Annotated in this window: 15 protein-coding genes; 11 read left to right on the top strand and 4 right to left on the bottom strand. The window is 65.8% G+C overall.

Annotation, left to right across the window (positions count from 1 at the left end; genetic code table 11):
- Positions 1-12: 12 nt before the first annotated feature.
- The gene (locus tag WDA27_05845) at positions 13-1,512 is read left to right on the top strand and encodes a leucyl aminopeptidase (protein ID MFA5890456.1); all 1,500 of its coding nucleotides are present in this window, start codon (positions 13-15) and stop codon (positions 1,510-1,512) included.
- A 3-nt stretch (positions 1,513-1,515) separates the two neighbouring features.
- Here the strand turns inward: WDA27_05845 and WDA27_05840 are convergent, their stop codons facing one another.
- Positions 1,516-1,887, bottom strand: a complete 372-nt coding sequence (locus tag WDA27_05840; GenBank protein MFA5890455.1) for a hotdog domain-containing protein — start codon at positions 1,885-1,887, stop codon at positions 1,516-1,518.
- A gap of 33 nt (positions 1,888-1,920) precedes the next feature.
- Here WDA27_05840 and WDA27_05835 point away from each other — a divergent pair, with 33 nt between their 5' ends.
- From WDA27_05835 to WDA27_05820, 4 genes are read left to right on the top strand one after another with little or no spacing between them, the layout of a single operon-like run.
- Positions 1,921-2,055, top strand: a complete 135-nt coding sequence (locus WDA27_05835; GenBank protein MFA5890454.1) for a hypothetical protein — start codon at positions 1,921-1,923, stop codon at positions 2,053-2,055.
- Positions 2,052-3,296 (top strand): trypsin-like peptidase domain-containing protein, encoded by a 1,245-nt coding sequence (locus WDA27_05830; GenBank protein ID MFA5890453.1) that lies wholly within the window; start codon positions 2,052-2,054, stop codon positions 3,294-3,296. Before WDA27_05835 ends, WDA27_05830 begins: the two co-directional genes overlap by 4 nt.
- A gap of 3 nt (positions 3,297-3,299) precedes the next feature.
- Positions 3,300-3,614 carry a twin-arginine translocase TatA/TatE family subunit gene (gene tatA, locus WDA27_05825; protein MFA5890452.1) on the top strand — a complete coding sequence of 105 codons (315 nt, stop codon included), beginning with the start codon at positions 3,300-3,302 and terminating at the stop codon, positions 3,612-3,614.
- A 2-nt stretch (positions 3,615-3,616) separates the two neighbouring features.
- Complete coding sequence (locus WDA27_05820; protein ID MFA5890451.1) at positions 3,617-4,204, top strand: phosphatase PAP2 family protein; 588 nt, start codon at positions 3,617-3,619, stop codon at positions 4,202-4,204.
- A gap of 7 nt (positions 4,205-4,211) precedes the next feature.
- Here WDA27_05820 and WDA27_05815 read toward each other — a convergent pair whose 3' ends face one another.
- The gene (locus tag WDA27_05815) at positions 4,212-5,369 is read right to left on the bottom strand and encodes an Mrp/NBP35 family ATP-binding protein (GenBank protein ID MFA5890450.1); all 1,158 of its coding nucleotides are present in this window, start codon (positions 5,367-5,369) and stop codon (positions 4,212-4,214) included.
- 247 nt (positions 5,370-5,616) lie between these two features.
- Here WDA27_05815 and WDA27_05810 point away from each other — a divergent pair, with 247 nt between their 5' ends.
- Together WDA27_05810 and WDA27_05805 are read left to right on the top strand one after the other, a co-directional pair.
- A complete protein-coding gene (locus tag WDA27_05810) occupies positions 5,617-6,540 on the top strand; it encodes an LLM class flavin-dependent oxidoreductase (protein MFA5890449.1) in 924 nt (307 codons plus the stop codon).
- A complete protein-coding gene (locus tag WDA27_05805; GenBank protein ID MFA5890448.1) occupies positions 6,537-7,340 on the top strand; it encodes a hypothetical protein in 804 nt (267 codons plus the stop codon). The genes WDA27_05810 and WDA27_05805 overlap by 4 nt, the downstream gene beginning before the upstream one ends.
- Here WDA27_05805 and WDA27_05800 read toward each other — a convergent pair.
- A complete protein-coding gene (locus WDA27_05800; protein ID MFA5890447.1) occupies positions 7,326-8,168 on the bottom strand; it encodes a hypothetical protein in 843 nt (280 codons plus the stop codon). The two genes, WDA27_05805 and WDA27_05800, sit on opposite strands and share 15 nt — an antisense overlap.
- A 59-nt stretch (positions 8,169-8,227) precedes the next feature.
- Between WDA27_05800 and WDA27_05795 the strand changes: the two genes are divergently transcribed.
- The 3 genes from WDA27_05795 to WDA27_05785 all read left to right on the top strand — a co-directional run bounded on the left by WDA27_05795 (position 8,228) and on the right by WDA27_05785 (position 12,521).
- A complete protein-coding gene (locus WDA27_05795) occupies positions 8,228-10,387 on the top strand; it encodes a glycogen debranching N-terminal domain-containing protein (protein ID MFA5890446.1) in 2,160 nt (719 codons plus the stop codon).
- 45 nt (positions 10,388-10,432) lie between these two features.
- A complete protein-coding gene (locus WDA27_05790; protein ID MFA5890445.1) occupies positions 10,433-11,287 on the top strand; it encodes an alpha/beta fold hydrolase in 855 nt (284 codons plus the stop codon).
- Positions 11,288-11,363: 76 nt separating this feature from the next.
- Complete coding sequence (locus tag WDA27_05785; GenBank protein ID MFA5890444.1) at positions 11,364-12,521, top strand: Ca2+-dependent phosphoinositide-specific phospholipase C; 1,158 nt, start codon at positions 11,364-11,366, stop codon at positions 12,519-12,521.
- On the opposite strand, the gene WDA27_05780 is transcribed toward WDA27_05785, so the two are convergent.
- Entirely contained in the window at positions 12,518-12,808 is a 291-nt protein-coding gene (locus WDA27_05780; GenBank protein MFA5890443.1) for a helix-hairpin-helix domain-containing protein, read from the bottom strand. The two genes, WDA27_05785 and WDA27_05780, sit on opposite strands and share 4 nt — an antisense overlap.
- 142 nt (positions 12,809-12,950) lie before the next feature.
- Between WDA27_05780 and WDA27_05775 the strand changes: the two genes are divergently transcribed.
- Complete coding sequence (locus tag WDA27_05775) at positions 12,951-16,574, top strand: S8 family serine peptidase (protein ID MFA5890442.1); 3,624 nt, start codon at positions 12,951-12,953, stop codon at positions 16,572-16,574.
- Positions 16,575-16,591 lie beyond the last annotated feature (17 nt).

The raw sequence follows: 16,591 nt of genomic DNA, 5'->3' as shown, positions 1-16,591 counted from the left end.
AAGGAGAAGAAGATGCCGACGGTTACCGTCTCCCGAGAGCGCCCCCAGGACGCAGCGTGCGACGTGCTCGCCTTGCCCGTATTCGCCGGTCCTGTGTTCGGGTCGGGCGCCAAAGAAGTCGCCGCGGCCTTGGGCGCCGAGCTTGAGACGCTGGTTGAGGACGGTCCGCTGCTCGGCAAGCGTTTCACCGGCGCCCTCGGAGAGGTCGTCGCCATCACGACTCTCGGGAAGTTGCCGGCAAAGCAAGTTCTCTTTGTCGGTGTCGGCGAGAAGTCCGAGGCCAAGCTCGCGGTCGCGCGCAAGGCCGGCGCGGTCGTCGCTCGCAAGTGTGGCGGGGCCAAGACGATCGCCACGACGGTTCCTCAGGCCTTCAAGGGGCCTGCCGAGGCGATTGCCGGTGCGTTCGTCGAAGGATTCCTTCTGGCCTCCTACCGGTTCGAGCGATACAAGGCCAAGCAGGAAGGCAAGCCGAACCGCGTCGAGTCGCTGGCGATCATCGGGGGCAAGACCCTCGACACGCGCAAGGCCAAGGCTGCGTTTGAGCGCGCGGCGATCGTGGTCGATGCGACCAACCTCGCACGCGACCTCGTGAACACTCCTTCCGGAGACAAGAGCCCGGCGTTCCTAGCCGAGCAGGCGCGCGCGCTCGGAGGCAAGGGTCTGAAGGTGAAGGTCTTCGACGAAACTGAGTTGGAGGCGAAGGGATTCGGCGGGATTCTTGCCGTCGGGCGTGGCTCGGCGAAACCGCCGCGACTCGTCGAGATCCGTTGGGATCCTGCGGGCGCGACGAAGACGGTTGCGATTGTGGGCAAGGGCATCACTTTCGATTCCGGTGGTATCAACCTCAAGCCTTCCGAGGGCCTTGACTGGATGAAGATGGACATGGGCGGCGCGGCGGCGGTGCTCGGCGTGATGAAGGCCGTGGCGGTGCTGAAGCCCAAGGTGGCCGTGCGCGGCTACATCGCCTCTGCGGAGAACATGCCCGACGGGAACGCCACGCGTCCCGGCGACGTGGTGCGTCACTATGGAGGCAAGACGGTGGAGGTCGGCAACACCGACGCGGAAGGTCGCCTGGTGCTGGCCGACGCGATCGTCTACGCGCGCGAGCGCGGTGCCGATCTGATCGTCGACATCGCGACGCTGACCGGCGCCTGCATGATTGCCGTCGGCCATCACATCTTCGGAGTTATGGGTTCGTCCAAGACCGATGTGCGCAGAGTGCTCGACGCGGCCGAGCGCGCCGGTGAGCCTGCATGGGAGTTGCCGTTGTTTCCCGGCTACCGGTCGGCGTTGGACAGCGATATCGCCGATCTGCGCAACATCACGAACAAGAACATCGGTGGGGGAGCGATCACTGCCGGATTGTTCTTGAAGGAGTTCGCGGACGACACTCCCTGGGTCCACCTGGACATCGCCGGTCCCGCCAAGACCGATGCGGACGACTTTGAGCGCCCCAAGGGGGCGACCGGCGTGGGTGTTCGGACGCTGCTCGAACTCGTTACGTCTCTGTAACCCTTAGCCAAGGAAGCGCGCGCGGTCGACGACCGCGCGCCGGTGGCGGGCTCGCCCGATCAGTCGTTCGCCTTCGTAGGCTTCGCAGTCGAAAGAGAGTGCTCGTCCCTCGACCGAGGTGAGTTGGGCGACGGCGTGGACTTCGGCTCCAACGCGTGAAGGCGCGAGGTGCTCCAGCTCGACCCACGTCCCGACGCTGGTCGAGCCCTCGGGGATCGAGCCGCGAAGCGCGGTGACGGCCGCTTCTTCCAACAGTGCGAGTAGCGCCGGCGTTCCGAACACGGGAACGTCGCCGGATCCAAGATGCTCGGCCGTGAGTTCTTGCGTCACCGCGCGGCGGGATTCCCCGCGAAGTCCCGGTGCTGGTTCGCTCATTGCCGTCTCCTTCGATGGTCGCAGGGAAGAGCCTTGGCTGCCGGCTACATGATGCTGGGCGCGCGCGCCTGCGTCGAACCGGGGCGCGCGCGCTCTTTGGCCGCCGGGTCCGATTTCGCTGGGACGGACGGCGGCGTCGGGGCCGCGCGCGTAGAATCCGACCTATGACCGACGAACAGTTGCCTGAGGACGCCGTTGCGGACGAGCGCGTAGATGTTTCTTCGGATGCCGAGGTTTCCGTCGAGGATTTGGAAGGCGCGGACGTCGTTGTCGATGGTCCGGAACTCTCAGCGCCGGTTGACGCCAACGGGTTGCCGCATTTCTGGGAGTCTTCCCCGGCGCACCCGGCTTCAACGCAGAAGGGGCGTTTGGTTGTCGCATGGTTTCTCGCCGCGCTGCTCGGCGCAGGCGCGGGCGCCGGAGGCGCATACGTCGTGCTGAAGGACCGCGTAGGCGAGGGAACCACCGGGGTTGTTCGCGTCGTCGGGCCGCTGGTAAATGCAACGGGCGGTTCGGGAGATCCAAACGCCGCCGCGCGCGTTGCGGCTGCGGTTCTTCCCAGCACCGTGCAGATCCAGTCCACGCTCGTAAACGGAGCGGAGGCTTTGGGCACGGGAGTCATCTACCGAGCGGACGGCTACATCGTTACCAACGACCACGTGATCGACGGCGCCGACTCGATCGTTGTCAGCTTGCCGACGGGGGAGAAGTTGGAGGCCGCACTTGTCGGCACCGCGGCTCCCGCAGTGGATATCGCGGTGTTGAAGGTCGCCAAAGCGGCGCTGCCCGCGGCGACGTTCGGTAGTACCAAGGACGTGCAGGTCGGCGACCTCGCCGTCGCGGTCGGTAGTCCGTTCGGCCTCGAAGGGACGGTTACCGCGGGAGTTGTGAGTGCGCTTCATCGCGACGGTTTGCTCGGCGGTGATGTGCGGCTGACGGACGCGATTCAAACCGACGCTGCGATCAACCACGGGAACTCCGGCGGCGCTCTAGCCGACGCGTCGGGGGTTGTCATTGGGATCAACACTGCGATTGTCCCGGGCGATGGTGGCGGCGGAAACGTGGGCGTGGGCTTTGCCATCCCCATCGACATCGTGCGCAAGGTAGCCGATCAGATCATTGAAACGGGGCACGCGCAGTTGGCCTTCCTGGGCATCACCGGAACCAACCTGCCCGACGGTGACGGTGCGCTCGTGCAGGGCGTGCAGTCCGGCGGCCCCGCGGCCAAGGCTGGGATTCAAGCGAATGACATCATCGTGTCGATCGACGGGACGCCGGTCAATTCGATGGACGCACTGATCGCGCAGGTCATCCAGAAGAGCGTCGGTGACACCGTTGCGGTCGGCCTGTTGCGCGACGGAAAGCGTCAGACGGTAAGCGTGAAACTCGCGGCTCGCCCCGAGGGTTAGGCGATGTTCAACATCGGAACCGGCGAGATGTTCGTAGTGTTGCTCATCGCTTTGCTGGTGTTCGGACCGCAGCGCTTGCCCGAGATTGCCCGCAATTTGGGCAAGGCCGTGCGCGCGTTTCAGCAGGAAAGTCAGAAGGCAACTGCGATCTTTCGTGATGCCGTCGACGAGGTCGACCGCTCCCAGCGCGCCGCCGCCTCACCGCCCGGCCCTGCCTCCGGATCCGGTGTGATCGACATCCCCGCCTCCGGTGGATCGGCGCCGCAATCTCCCGTCGCCGAACTCGCGCCCGGCGCGCGCGAGCACGAGGACACCTGAGAATGGCGCGCCGCCGTCCTGGGCTGATCCGTCCGATCCTGAGCATTGCCGCCGCAGCCGCGTTGGGTTCCGCCGCGCGCGACCGTCGGGTTGCCGAAGCCGATGAGAAGGCGCGCGCGCTTGTCGCGTCGGCGCGCTCCAACGCATTCGATACCGCAATGCCGGCGCTGACCGATCTTGGTTCGACGTACGCGATCGTCGCCGCGGCAGGGGTGCTGCAACTGCTCGGGCGAAAGCGCGCCGCGCTCGATGTGCTCGTCGCCGGGGGACTGGCCTGGACTGCGTCGCAGGCGGCGAAGGCGCTGTACCGGCGCCCTCGACCATACGAAGCGTCTCAGGTGGACATCCTCGTCCGCCGTCCGGCAGGTCAGAGTTACCCGAGCGGTCATCCGGCGGTCGCGGCGGCCGTGGCACGTGTGCTGGCGCCGTCGGTGCATGAACCGGCTCGGGGTTTGCTCACCAAGATGCCGCGCCTCGTGGCGTTCTCGCGGGTCTACGTCGGCGTGCACTATCCAACCGACGTCGTCGGCGGGATGCTGCTTGGGCGCGCGGTCGGCGATTTATACCGGCGTTACGCGCGCCGGCCGTAGTTTGTAATCAGTGGGTGTGCCCGGCGTGCTCGCCTGCGGGCGCGCGCCCGTCGCCGAAGCTCATTACCGGCAGGCTCTTGCCCACGAGCGAAGTTGCCGACTTCGCGATCGCGCGCGCGATCGCGTGGATAGCCAGCGAGGCGGGGGAGTCGGGGTCTGAAACCACGATCGGCACTCCTGCGTCGGATCCTTCTCGCAAGTGCTGGTCCATCGGAATCTGCCCGAGCAACTTTGTGCCGAGCGCTTCGGCCAGCTCGGCGCCGCCGCCCTCGCCGAACAGCGCGTGCTTGGTTTCGCAGTCCGGACACACGTAGTAGCTCATGTTTTCGATAACGCCGGCGAGCCTGAGGTCCACCTGTTCGGTCATCTTGCCGGCGCGCACGGCGACCTTCTGCGCGGCTTCTTGCGGCGTGGTGACCACGAGCATGTCCGCGCCCGGGAGCAACTGCGCCAGCGACAGCGGGACGTCGCCGGTTCCCGGCGGCAGGTCGAACAAGACGAAGTCCGGGTCGTCCCAGTAGCCGTCGGCCAGGAACTGCTGAACGATCTTGTGCAGCATGGGTCCGCGGAAGATGATCGCCTGATCGTCGGGAACGAAGAAGCCCATGGTGACGACCTTGACTCCGTGTGCCTCCAGCGGCAAGAACATGTTGTTTAGCACGGTGGGCCGCCCGGTGACGCCGAGGACCCGGTGGATCGAGAACCCGTAGATGTCGCAGTCGACGATCGCAACCTTGTGTCCCTGCTGTGCGAGCGCCACGCCGAGGTTCGCCGTTACGCTCGACTTGCCGACGCCACCCTTGCCCGACGCGACCAGGATTGCGCGCGTGTGCGAGCCTTCCTGCCAGAACGAGATCGGCCGCTCCGCGGCCTGCGGCGCGCCGGCGCGAAGGCGGCTCACCATCTGTTGGCGTTGATCGTCGGTCATCACGCCGAGAACGACTTCAACGTGCTCGACCCCGGCAACCTTCTTCACTGCCTCGGTAACGTCGCGCGTGATGCGATCTTTCAGCGGACACCCGGCGACGGTCAGCAACACCTCTACGACGACGTTGGGTCCGTCGACCGTGACGTTCTTGACCATCTCCAGTTCGGTGATGGGTCGCCCGATCTCCGGGTCGGTGACGGTGGCCAGCGCTGCGAGTACGTCGTTTTCCGAGACCATCAAAACTCCTCGTCGATCGGGACCTGCACAGGCTAGCATCCGCTCGCCGGAACGGCTGAGGCCCGGTTTTTCCTAGAAAGGACCCCCTGCGTTGCGCGTCGGCGCGTTGCATAATTGAAGTGGAACGTGAGCGCCCCCGGGGGCGGTTCCAAGCCGACCCAGCTCCCCCACCGTCTTCGGGGGCCTCGCTGGACCGCCCGACGGGTGCGGGCGGTCCAGCGGCGAGCGCCACGTAGACTGTGCGCTCATGGACATCGGGTTGGCATTGCCGCACTACGATTTCTCATTCCCGTCAGAGCGTCGCGCCGACGTTGCCGGGGTTGTCGAGTATGCGACGCGCGCGGAGGATCTGGGGTTCGATTCGGTTTGGGTATCGGATCACCTGTTCTTGGATTTGGCCCGGTACGGCGGGCCCGCGACCCGCTTCGGAACGCCCGAGGCGTTCTCAATGCTGAGCGCGCTGGCGTCGGGGACGCGCCGGGTTCGCTTCGGCCCGCTGGTGCTGTGTTCCGCGTTTCGCGCGCCGGCGTTGCTGGCCGCGCAGGCGCGAAGCGTGAACGAAGCAAGCAGCGCTCGACTCGAACTCGGTCTCGGCGCCGGATGGTACGAAGCGGAGTTCGACGAACTCGGTATTCCTTTCGAGGCTCCGGGCAGACGTATAGCTCACGCCACGGCCGTCGCGGCCACTGTGCGCGCCGCCGCAGGATCGCCGCCGGTGTTCGTCGGCGGCAAGGGCGGACCGGTGCTGATGCGAATGGTGGCGCGCGCGGCCGACGGGTGGAACGTTGTGTGGAGGATCACGCCTGAGCAGTACGCGCAGCGATTGGAGGTTCTGCGCGCAGCATGCGCAGCCGAGGACCGCGATTCCCGGACGGTGGACCTCTCGGTCGGTCTGTACACGCTCGTCGGTACCGACGCGGCAGATCTGAAAAGGCGGTATGAGGCGTTGCAGGCGTGGATGCCGGGGCGCGCGCTCGACGCAACGTCGCTGGAGGAGTTCGCCGCCGGTGGGCTCGTTGGGACTCCGCGGGAGTGCGCGCAGCGCATTGAGGAGTTCCGCGCGTTGGGAGTCGGTCGCGTGGTGTTGGGCTTGGCGGGATTGCCTTTCTCGGTCTACGACGACGAGCAGATGGATCTGGTGGCGTCCGAACTGATCCCGCTGGTGCGATGACGCGGTTGCTGCGCGTCGTCTTTGCAGCTCTTCTGGTGCTCCTTCCCGCGTGTCAGATGACGGTTCGCATGTCTACGGACATTGACGCCTCGGGCGGAGGATCGTTCACGCTGGCGATGGAGTTCGACCGGGAGTTGGTGGAGCAACTGACCGCCGCCGATGCGCAGGGAGGCGAGGGGCAGGGGCTGAGCGCGATAGAGGCGTTGTTCGACGGACTCGCCGCTAAGAAGTGGACGGTGACGCGCGGCGCGCCCGGCGATGGGATGTCGCTGGAGGCCACGCGCAGGTTCACTGATCGCGCGGGTTTCGACGGCGCGCTGGCGGAGCTTCGTACGGCGCGCGCCGGAGAACGCAGTCGTTTGGACGGGATCAAGCTGGCGATCGGGTATCGCACTCAGCGGTCGTTGCTGCGGACGCGATCGGAATTCACCGGGGAGATCGATACCACCGGCGGCGTTCCGGTTGACGAGGAGGCCCTTCGCGCGGTGCAGGAGTTGGTGCGCTTCGAGATTCGTGCCGATCTTCCCGGAGTCGCCGAGGTGACGTCGGGTGACGGCGTCACCGGTGGGAGTCGGGTCGTATGGCGACCTCTTGTCGGGACTCGTTCGGTATTCGCCGCGACTTCGACCGCGGTGAGGGTGGGGCCGCTACTTGGGGTCCTGGTTCCTTCGCTGCTGGTTGTGGCGGGGCTCGCTTGGGCGGCTCTGGCGAGACGGCGAAAGCCGACGCAGCAACCGGCTACCGTCCTTGATTCCGCCGTCGTGCCGGAAGTAAAGGAGCCGGACTCAGGCGATCGCTGATTCCGCCATCGCGGGCGGAAGCGGCGTTAGAACCACGATCTCGCAGGTCTCTTTCCAGCGGCCGATGGCCGCGTCGCCGTCTCTCAAGTTCAGTCGCCGGCCGAGCAGCAGATCTCGCGCGGTCGTTTCCCACTCGTCGTTCTTCGCCAACCGCTCGACACCGCACGTAACGTCGTCGACCTTGGACTGCTTGCTCTTGGAGCGCGCCAGCAAGCGCACCGAAGCCGCTTTGAGCAGCCCCGGCACTTGCTGCTCGCCGGGGCCGGTGAGCACGTAGACCCGGCCTTCCTGGTACCCGTACCAAATCGGGAACACCTGCGCGGCTTCGTAGCGTGGCTCCTTGACCGGTCGCCCGGTCGCCTTGGGCAGGTGCGCGTCGGGCAAGGAGTCGAACGACAGCCACGCGATGGTGGACTTCGCCAGCGCTGCGTCGAGCGCTCCGGGTACAACTCCGACCGCCGGCGAATCCTGCTGCAGGACCGAGAAGGGGTAGTTCGCCACGACGTCTTGGTAGACCGTGTAGCGCAGCGTGTACTGCCCGGGTCCGGGGAAGCGAACGTCGCGAAGTTCCGTCACCAGCGTCTCCGGTGTGGACTGCACGTCGATCTCGAATCGGCCCTCGCGCGCGCACACCTGGGTCCCGCCGGCGTCGAGCACTTCCAGGGAGTCCACGTAAGTGCCGCCGGGGCCTTGAATCTTCCGGACCACCACAAAGGGAAACGCTACGTCGCCCTGAGCGCCGAGGAACACGACATCGCCGCTGCTCGGGTCGCTTTGCGTAAGGACACGGTCGGCGACTCGAAACTCGAGAACATCAACTTTATGCACGGATTTCCCTCCTGGTGACCCACGGATTATAGCCGCGCCGGGGGGTAGACTCGGAGGCCATGCTGGCAGAGACCGAGGGAGCCGGTCGGCCGGGCGATACCGAGCAGCCTGCGGCGACTTTGCCGCAGGACATCCGCGATGTGCAGACGATCAAGCACGAAGCGGTGTTCCTGCTCTCGGATCGCTTCGGTGACATCTTTGAATCCGAGTCTGCGCTCGGTTTGTACTTCCGCGACACCAGGTTCCTGTCCGAGTGGCAGCTTCGCGTGGATGGGCGCCGCCCTCTGTTCCTGCACTCCGAGGCCGACCGCAACTTCTCCATGTTGGTCGAGACAACGCTGCCGACCGAGAAGATCGATCACGCGGGCAAGCATGTTGTAGAGAACCTTCAGATCTCTCGGCACCGCTGGCTGGAGGGCGGGATGCGTGAGGTCATCCGGTTCACAAACTTCGGTTTGGCGGCGCGCACGTTGGATATCGACCTCACCTTTGCCGCCGACTTCCTGGACTTGTTCGAAGTTCGCGGGCTGGTGTCCGACGCGCGCGGCGTCGCGCAAGACCCGGTCATCGACGAAGCATCTGTGCGGCTGAGCTACGAGGGCAGGGATTCCACCCATCGCTTGACGATCGTTCGGTTGACGCCCCGGCCCGATGAGTTGACCGCCGGTAGCGCGCGCTGGCATGTGACGCTGCTGCCGCGCGGCAAGTTCGAGATCATCGCCGCAGTGCATCCGCGCGCCGGCCACTGGACGCCTCCGAAGCTCACGCACCAAGAACTGGACGGCGAGTACCAAATGTGGCGGAAGCGCTGCACGAAGTTCCGCGTATCCAACGACCAGTTGCAGCGGTACCTGGATCGCGCCGTGCTGGACTTGCGGATGATGCAGACCGCCGGCGAGGACGGAGCGCCGGTGTTGGATGCAGGAGTCCCGTGGTTCTCGACTCTGTTCGGCAGGGACGCACTGATCACGGGATATCAAACGCTCGGAGTCAACCCGGACCTGGCGCGCGCAGCTCTGGAACGCTTGGCGACGCTGCAGGGCACCGAGGTCAACGAGTGGCGCGACGAAGAGCCGGGCAAGATCCTGCACGAGGTTCGCGTGGGGGAGTTGGCCTCGGTCGGCGCGATTCCGCACACGCCCTACTACGGGTCTGTGGACTCAACACCGTTGTGGCTCGTGCTTTACGGATACTTCTGGAGCTGGACCGGCGACCGTGCCTTTGCGGAGCGACTGTGGCCGAACGCGCTTCGGGCGTTGGAGTGGATCGATACCTACGGCGATGCCGACGGTGACGGGTACGTCGAGTACGAGAAGCGCTCGCCAAATGGTCTCGACAGCCAGGGATGGAAGGATTCCTTCGACGGCATCCTGCACGACGACGGCTCGATTCCGAAGCCGCCGATCGCGCTGTGCGAGGTCCAGGGATACGTCTACGACGCGAAGCGCCGCGTTGCCGAGGTGGCGCGCGCGCTCGGTCATCACTCGGTTGCAGCCGATTTGATGCGGCAAGCCGACCAACTGCGCCGGCGGTTCAACGAGGACTTCTGGATGAACGACGCCGGGACCTACGCAGTGGCATTGGACGGGGACAAGCGGCAGGTGCGCTCGATCACATCCAACCCCGGGCACTGCTTGTGGTCCGAAATCGTCGACGAGCACAAGGCGCCGCGCGTCGCGCGCCGGCTGATGGCACCGGACCTTGCCGGCGGATGGGGGATCAGGACGCTGTCAACGCGAAATCCCAGGTTTGATCCCATCGGGTACCACCGCGGGACCGTGTGGCCCCACGACAACTCGATCATCGCCCACGGGCTGCAACGGTATGGGTTCCATGAGGAGTCCAACCGGCTCATCGACGAGATGGCCTCGGCCGGCGCGCACTTCGCCTCAAGTCGATACCCCGAGCTGTTCTGCGGGTACGCGCGTGGTGACGTTCCGGTGCCGGTCGAGTACCCGGTTGCGTGCAGGCCGCAGGCCTGGGCGACCGGGGCTCCGTTGCTGATGATCCGCTCGTACGGCGGCATCACGGCCGACGCTCCGAACCGGACCTTGACGATCGTGCGGCCGAACCTGCCGCGCTGGCTGGCGCGCGCCGAACTGATCGGGATGCGGGTCGGCAACGCGCGCGTGGACCTCGCGTTCCTGCAAAGCGGCGGGGCGACCGCCGTGCAGGTGCTTCGCCGCGATGGGGATCTGGACGTCGTGGTTCGCTACTGACGCGCGTTGCCGGGTCCGGCCGTCGCGGAGTAGCCTCGGACTCGTATGAAACCGGCCTGGGTGACTTGCAAGAATCTCGCGCTGCGGCTGTCCGTATTTGAGGCGGATCGACCGTCGCCGACCGTGGTGTTCCTGCACGGGATGGGCGCGAGTTCCGCGATGTTTTCGCACTTGGTTCCCGGCGTTGATTTCTTGGAGGCGTTGCGGAGCGAAGGGCTCAACGTCGTCGCGGTGGATTTCCAGGGCCACGGGATGAGCGACGGACGGCGCGGGCACTTGCCCTTCCACGACGCGCTCGCCAACGCCGGCGAGGCAGTCGGGTTCGCCGTCGAGCGATTCGGGCAACCGGTCGGTTTGGCAGGCTCGGGCCTTGGCGGATTCGTGGCTTTCTACGCCGGACTCGGCAATGAGCGGGTTGGCGCCGTCGCGTGCCACACCGCCGCCGATCTGCGGCAAGTGGGAACGTTCGAGTTGCGCCTTCGCCGGCGCGCGCTCGCCTCGTTGATCGACTCCGGCCGCCGCGCCGCGCGCCAACTGCCGCTGGTCCCGCTGCCGCTATCGGCCGTGTACTCGCCCGGCGACATGTTCGAAGACCCTGCGATTTTGCGGCGCTGGCGTCGGTTCCCGCGCACCGTGCGTTGGTACACCGTCGACTCGTTGGTTTCCTTCTTCCTCACGCCCGACGACAAGCCCGCGGTCGAAGCCATGGGCAAACCGCTGTACGTGATCACGGGGGAGCGGGACATGGTGGTTCCACTTGCAGGGCAAGAGGATCTCGTGGCGCGCGCCGGTTCGTCGGCCGAGTTGTTCGTCCTCGGCGGCGCCGGACACATGCTGCCGCTGGAGTATTGCGGCCAGACCGCGCCACGCATGGCCAAGTGGCTGCGCGCGCACTTGTAGGCGCGCGGCCGGCAATCCCCAGGCGCGTGGAATGTCCCCCTTGTCCTATATGCGCTTGCTGCCATACGATCTGGGTATGAGCAGAAGACTTGGTTTCTCACTGGTGCTGGTGCTGGTTGCGTTCGCGAGTGTCGCGGCGCGCGCGGAAGGTGGGGCACAGGAAGGGCTGCGGCTGAACGATGTGCAGGCGCGCGGCACGCACAACAGCTACCACCGCGATCCGAAGTTCCCCGGCCGCGACGCGGACCAGCTTGGGTGGGATTACTCGCGCAAGCCGCTTCCCAACCAGTTCGAGGAGCAGGACGTGCGCCAGGTGGAACTGGACGTTCACTACAACTGGGCGCGCGACGACTTCGAGGTCTACCACGCGTGGTTCGCCGACGACCGCACGACGTGTGAGTTGCTCTCCGAATGCCTCGCGCTGCTTCGTTCCTGGTCCGACGCTCATCCCACCGCGCACCCGATTGCGGTCCTGATCGAGCCCAAGGACGCCGGCCCGCCGAAGAACACCGAGTTGCCCGAGAACGGCGATCCATTTACTCGACCGTTCACGGCCGCGGAGTACGACAAGCTCGACCGCGTGCTCTTCGACGCTTTCGGTGGTGCACTTGCCGACGGCGGCCGAGTGATCACGCCCGACGACGTTACGACGGCAGGAAAGACCCTTCGCGACTCCATCACCACCGACGGGTGGCCGCTGCTCGACACCTTGCGCGGCGACGTGCTGTATCTGCTCGACGGCTCCGACCACGCCGAGCCGTACAGCGATGGATGGACGAGTCTCGCTGGGCGCGCGATGTTCGTGCAGGCCGAGCCCGAGCAGGCGGTCGCCGCGTTCGTCGGCCGCGACGGCGCGCGCCTTGCCGGCGAAGACAAGTACGGTCGAATGCAGCGACTCGTCGCTCAGGGCTTCATGGTTCGCGACCTCGTGAGTCCCTCCGAGTTCGACGTCGCAAAGGCGGCCGGCGCGCACTTCCTGAGCACGGACGCCCCCGATGAGTTGATCCTGAGCGCATCCCCCGGCGCGCCGTCGCGTTGCAACCCGGTCACGACTGTGGCGCGCTCATGCGACGATCTATCGATCGAAACCCACGCGCACACGCCCGGCTACGAACCGCCGCCCGACACCACCAGCGACGAGACCGATCAAGTCCTCTACGAAAAAGCAGACCGCCTCGTTGTGCGTTCGGTCGAGTCCGCAGCGGAGTACCTGGGCCTACCTTCGGGTTCTTAGGCGCGCGCCTGCATGCGCGCGTCGGTCCAGTTCCACCACTTGAGCAGTTCCGGATCGCGATCGGAGTTGCGCGCGTAGTAGACCGCGCACCGAAAGACGTACAGGACGCACCGATCCTGATGCGTGTTGCGAAGATCACACAGATCCTCGTACATGACCTGCGGGTCGCGCTTCGTCAGATCGGAAACCTGTCGCACGCCGAGGTCGTGCAAATCCTTGGAAAGACTGGGCCCGACCCCAGGAATAGCTTGGAGTTCATCGTTCTTCCCGGTCGATCCGCGCGCCACGCTCGTCTCCCTTTGGTGGGTCGGCCAGCCAAATCTACACCAGCGGGAAGGAGTCACGGTTTGGTGGGTTCTGCAATCGTAGGTCGGTAAGTGCGGGGGATTCTCCAGAAGGAACCGCGCGGCGTACGCAGAACGTTGCGTGATGAAAACACGCGTACTCGTCTTGCTCGCGGTCATTGCTACGGCCGCCTCGCTTCTGCCGGCAGGAGCGACGTTCCCGTTCCCCGTAGTTCCCGGTGATCCGTACGACTACACGCGGTTGCACATCAATCACGGTGAGTGCCCGCGGACGCCGGACTCCGACCTGCCGCAGAACTTCGACTGCCAGGGTGATTGGGAACTGACGAGTTACGCGCCGCAGCCGGGCGACACCAGCTACGACCCGACGGTTGCGAATAACCCGCAAGAGCTTTTCGGTGTCGAGGGCTCGAGCACGAACCTTGCGTGGGAAGTCACCACCGGACGTCCCGACACCGTCATCGCGGTGATGGACTCCGGGATCCTGTGGGACCGGCCTTCGCTCGTCAACAAGATGCACCTGAACATGGGCGAGCTTCCGCTTCCGTGCGCCGGGACGTGTTCCGACGCGCGCGGCGACGGTGGCTTGCATGACTACGACGTCAACGGCGACGGCGTCTTCAACATCGCCGACTATGAGCACGACTCGCGCCTGACACCGCACAACGGTTCGTATCTGACTCCGGACGATTTGATCCACACGTTCTCGGACTCGATCGACCAGGACGACAACGGCTACGCCGACGACATCGCCGGCTGGGACTTCTTCCAGCACGACAACGATGCCTTCGACGACACCGACTACGGGCACGGGACCGGCGAAGCCGGGGATTCCAGCGCCGAAATCGAGAAGGCCGATACTCAGTGCCCGAACTGCATGTTCATGCCGTTGCGCGTCGGCGACTCCTTCATCGCGCAGATCAACAACTGGGCCGAGGGTGTTGTTTACGCGGTCGACAACGGCGTGAGCTTGATCCAGGAAGCGCTCGGCACGCTGAACCACACCGGATTCGCGCAGGCGGCCGCGGACTACGCCTACAGCCACGGAGTGCTGATCGTTGCGAGTGAGGCCGACGAAGAAGCCGGCCACCACAACTACCCTGCGGCGCTGAACCACACGATGGTCGTGAATAGCGTCATGCAGGGCATCGATCCGGTGCAGGTTCCGCGCACTTGGCTCGCGTTCAACGGATGCACCAACTGGGGCGGCTACACCTGGATGTCCGTAGCCTCTGGGTCTTGCTCGTCGGGGGCAACGGGGAACTCGGCCGGCATCGCCGGTCTGGTGTATTCAGCCGCGCGTAACGCGGTGCAAAAGGGCGACATCGCCCCCGACGCTTCCGGTCGTCCGCTGTCCTCCGAAGAGGCCAAGCAGATCTTCCGCGCGTCGGCGGACGACATCAACTTCTCGGACCCGGCGGCGCCATTCCCGCCGAACAACTTCGTGACCTCGCTGCCCGATACCGTGCGCTACGTCACGACACGGGATTGGGACCAGATCACGGGATGGGGGCGCGCGAACGCCGATAGGGCCGTTCGACTGGTTCAGCGCGGCGCGATTCCGCCGCAGGCAGACATGACCTCTCCGCGTTGGTGGGAGATCTTGCCGACCAGCGGAAGCATTCCGATCGTCGGCTCGGTCTCGGCGCCGCGGAGCACCGCGGGCTACACCTATGAAGTGCAGTTCGCGCCCGGCGTGCAGTCCGCGCCCTGGCCGGTGCATGACAAGTGGACCACGATCGCCTCGGGGTCGGGGAGCGCACCGAAAACCGGCGTGCTCGCCAACCTGAATCTCGCGGCTGTGCGGCGCGCGATCAACCGCGCTGTGCCCGCCTACACGCCTGCGAACGACCCCACGTCGCGTGATCTACCGGAGAAGGACGCGTTCCGCGTGCGAGTGATCGTGCGCGACCGACGCAACGCAACGCTCGACGCGGCAAGTCGGATCCCCGATGCGATCGAGCAGCGACAGTTCTTCTCGCACGCTGATCCCGCACTCATGGGTGGGTTTCCGATCAACCTCAACGCCGACGGAGGCGGGTCCCCGGCGTTCGCCGATCTGAACTCCGACGGCGGCAACGAACTCGTGCTCTCGGACGGAAACGGATTTGTTCACGCGTTCGAACCCAACGGGAATGAGATGGGCGGCTTCCCGGTCCGTTCCGATCTCGTTCCGCTTCCCAGTACCGGTGACAACGGGTTCACCCGCGGCGAGATCTCCTCGCAAGTGTATGAGCCGTTCCTTTTGGGGTCGCCCGCGATCGCCGATTTGGACGGCGACGGATCGCCCGAGATCGCAGTAGCCGACCACAGCGGTACGGTCCACGTGTGGCGCGCCGACGGATCGCTCGCTTGGGTCCGCCATTCCAACCCCGCGTACTCGCGTGATCCGGGATGCCAGGAGCCCGGTGCGGACCTCGCGACCTGCGACGCGTGGGGAGAGCACCACGCGCGCGACTCGATCAACACGGTGGACCGCGCTTTCACGGCACATCCCGCCGTTGCGGATCTGGATCCTTCCACGACCGGGCCGGAGGTGATCGTGGGCTCGTGGGACGGACACGTGTATGCGTGGCACGCCGACGGGACTCCGGTTGCCGGATGGCCGGTGTTGCTGCGTGATCCCGAGAAGGTCGAGTCGGTGGATCCGGTTTCACACCGCGTTTCCTTCAAGGGCGATGCCCAGCCTTTCTACGGGCGGCAAGTGTTCGGCGGCGTGAGCGTCGGAGACATAGACGGAGATGGGTTCGTCGAAGTCCTCGCGAACGTAAACGAGGAGTACAAGGAAACGCCGAACTTGTCTCTGCGAGACCCGGCGATGACGGCGATCAGCCTGGGCGGCTTTGTAATGGACCCGGCGAACACGCGCGTGTACGCGCTGCGGCACGACGGGACGGCGCACTCGGGGTCGGAGACCGTCTCAGGTCTTGGAGACAACGCGTACGTTCCCGGATGGCCGGTGAAGATCGCGTTGCTCACTCCGGAGTTGTTGCCGGATGTGGGGGCGGGCTCGGACGGCGCGCCCACCATCGGACAGATCGACGGCAAGACGGTGATCGCGACCGCATCGATCGCCGGACCGCTGTACGTGCTCAACCCGGACGGCACCTCCTACTACGGAAACCAGCCCGGTGGTGGCTACATCACGACGGGTTCCGCGCAAGCGGAGTTCAAGAACCCGCAAGCGACCGACGGCCCGTCGATTCCCTCGCTGGGCGGTGCGGTGTGGGGGCGTCTCGCGGGACCGAACTCACCGATGTCGCTAGCGATGGGAACAACCGGGCTGAAGCGGCTGTTGGACGTCGTGGTTCCCGAGCAGCAACTCGGAGCCGAGGATCACGTCTCCGCGTGGGATGTGCGCACCGGAACATTCATGCCCGGGTTCCCGGCGCAGATGAACGATCTGCAGTTCTTCAACACTCCGGCGATTGCCGACGTCGACGGTGACGGGTTCGCCGACGTCTTGCAGGGGAGTGCGATGTACGACCTGCAGGCGTACTCGATCGGCGGCGCGCGCCCGCAGGGCTGGCCGAAGTTCACCGGTGGGTGGGTTGTATCGACTCCGGGCGTCGGCGACTTCGACGGCGACGGCAAGGTGGAGGTCGCGATGATGACGCGCGAAGGAAACCTGTTCGTGTGGCGCACGAAGGGCTCGGCGTGCCAGGCGACCGAGTGGCCGAAGTACCAACACGACCTTGCCAACACCGGGAACTACACGACACCCGTCGCGCGCGCGCCCGGCTGCTAAGACCCACCGACGACCGG

This window comes from Actinomycetota bacterium (assembly GCA_041658565.1).
In the GTDB taxonomy this organism is placed as follows: Bacteria; Actinomycetota; AC-67; order AC-67; family AC-67; genus JBAZZY01.
Note: the sequence above shows the minus strand (reverse complement) of the source record. Positions and strands in the feature narration are given on the sequence as shown.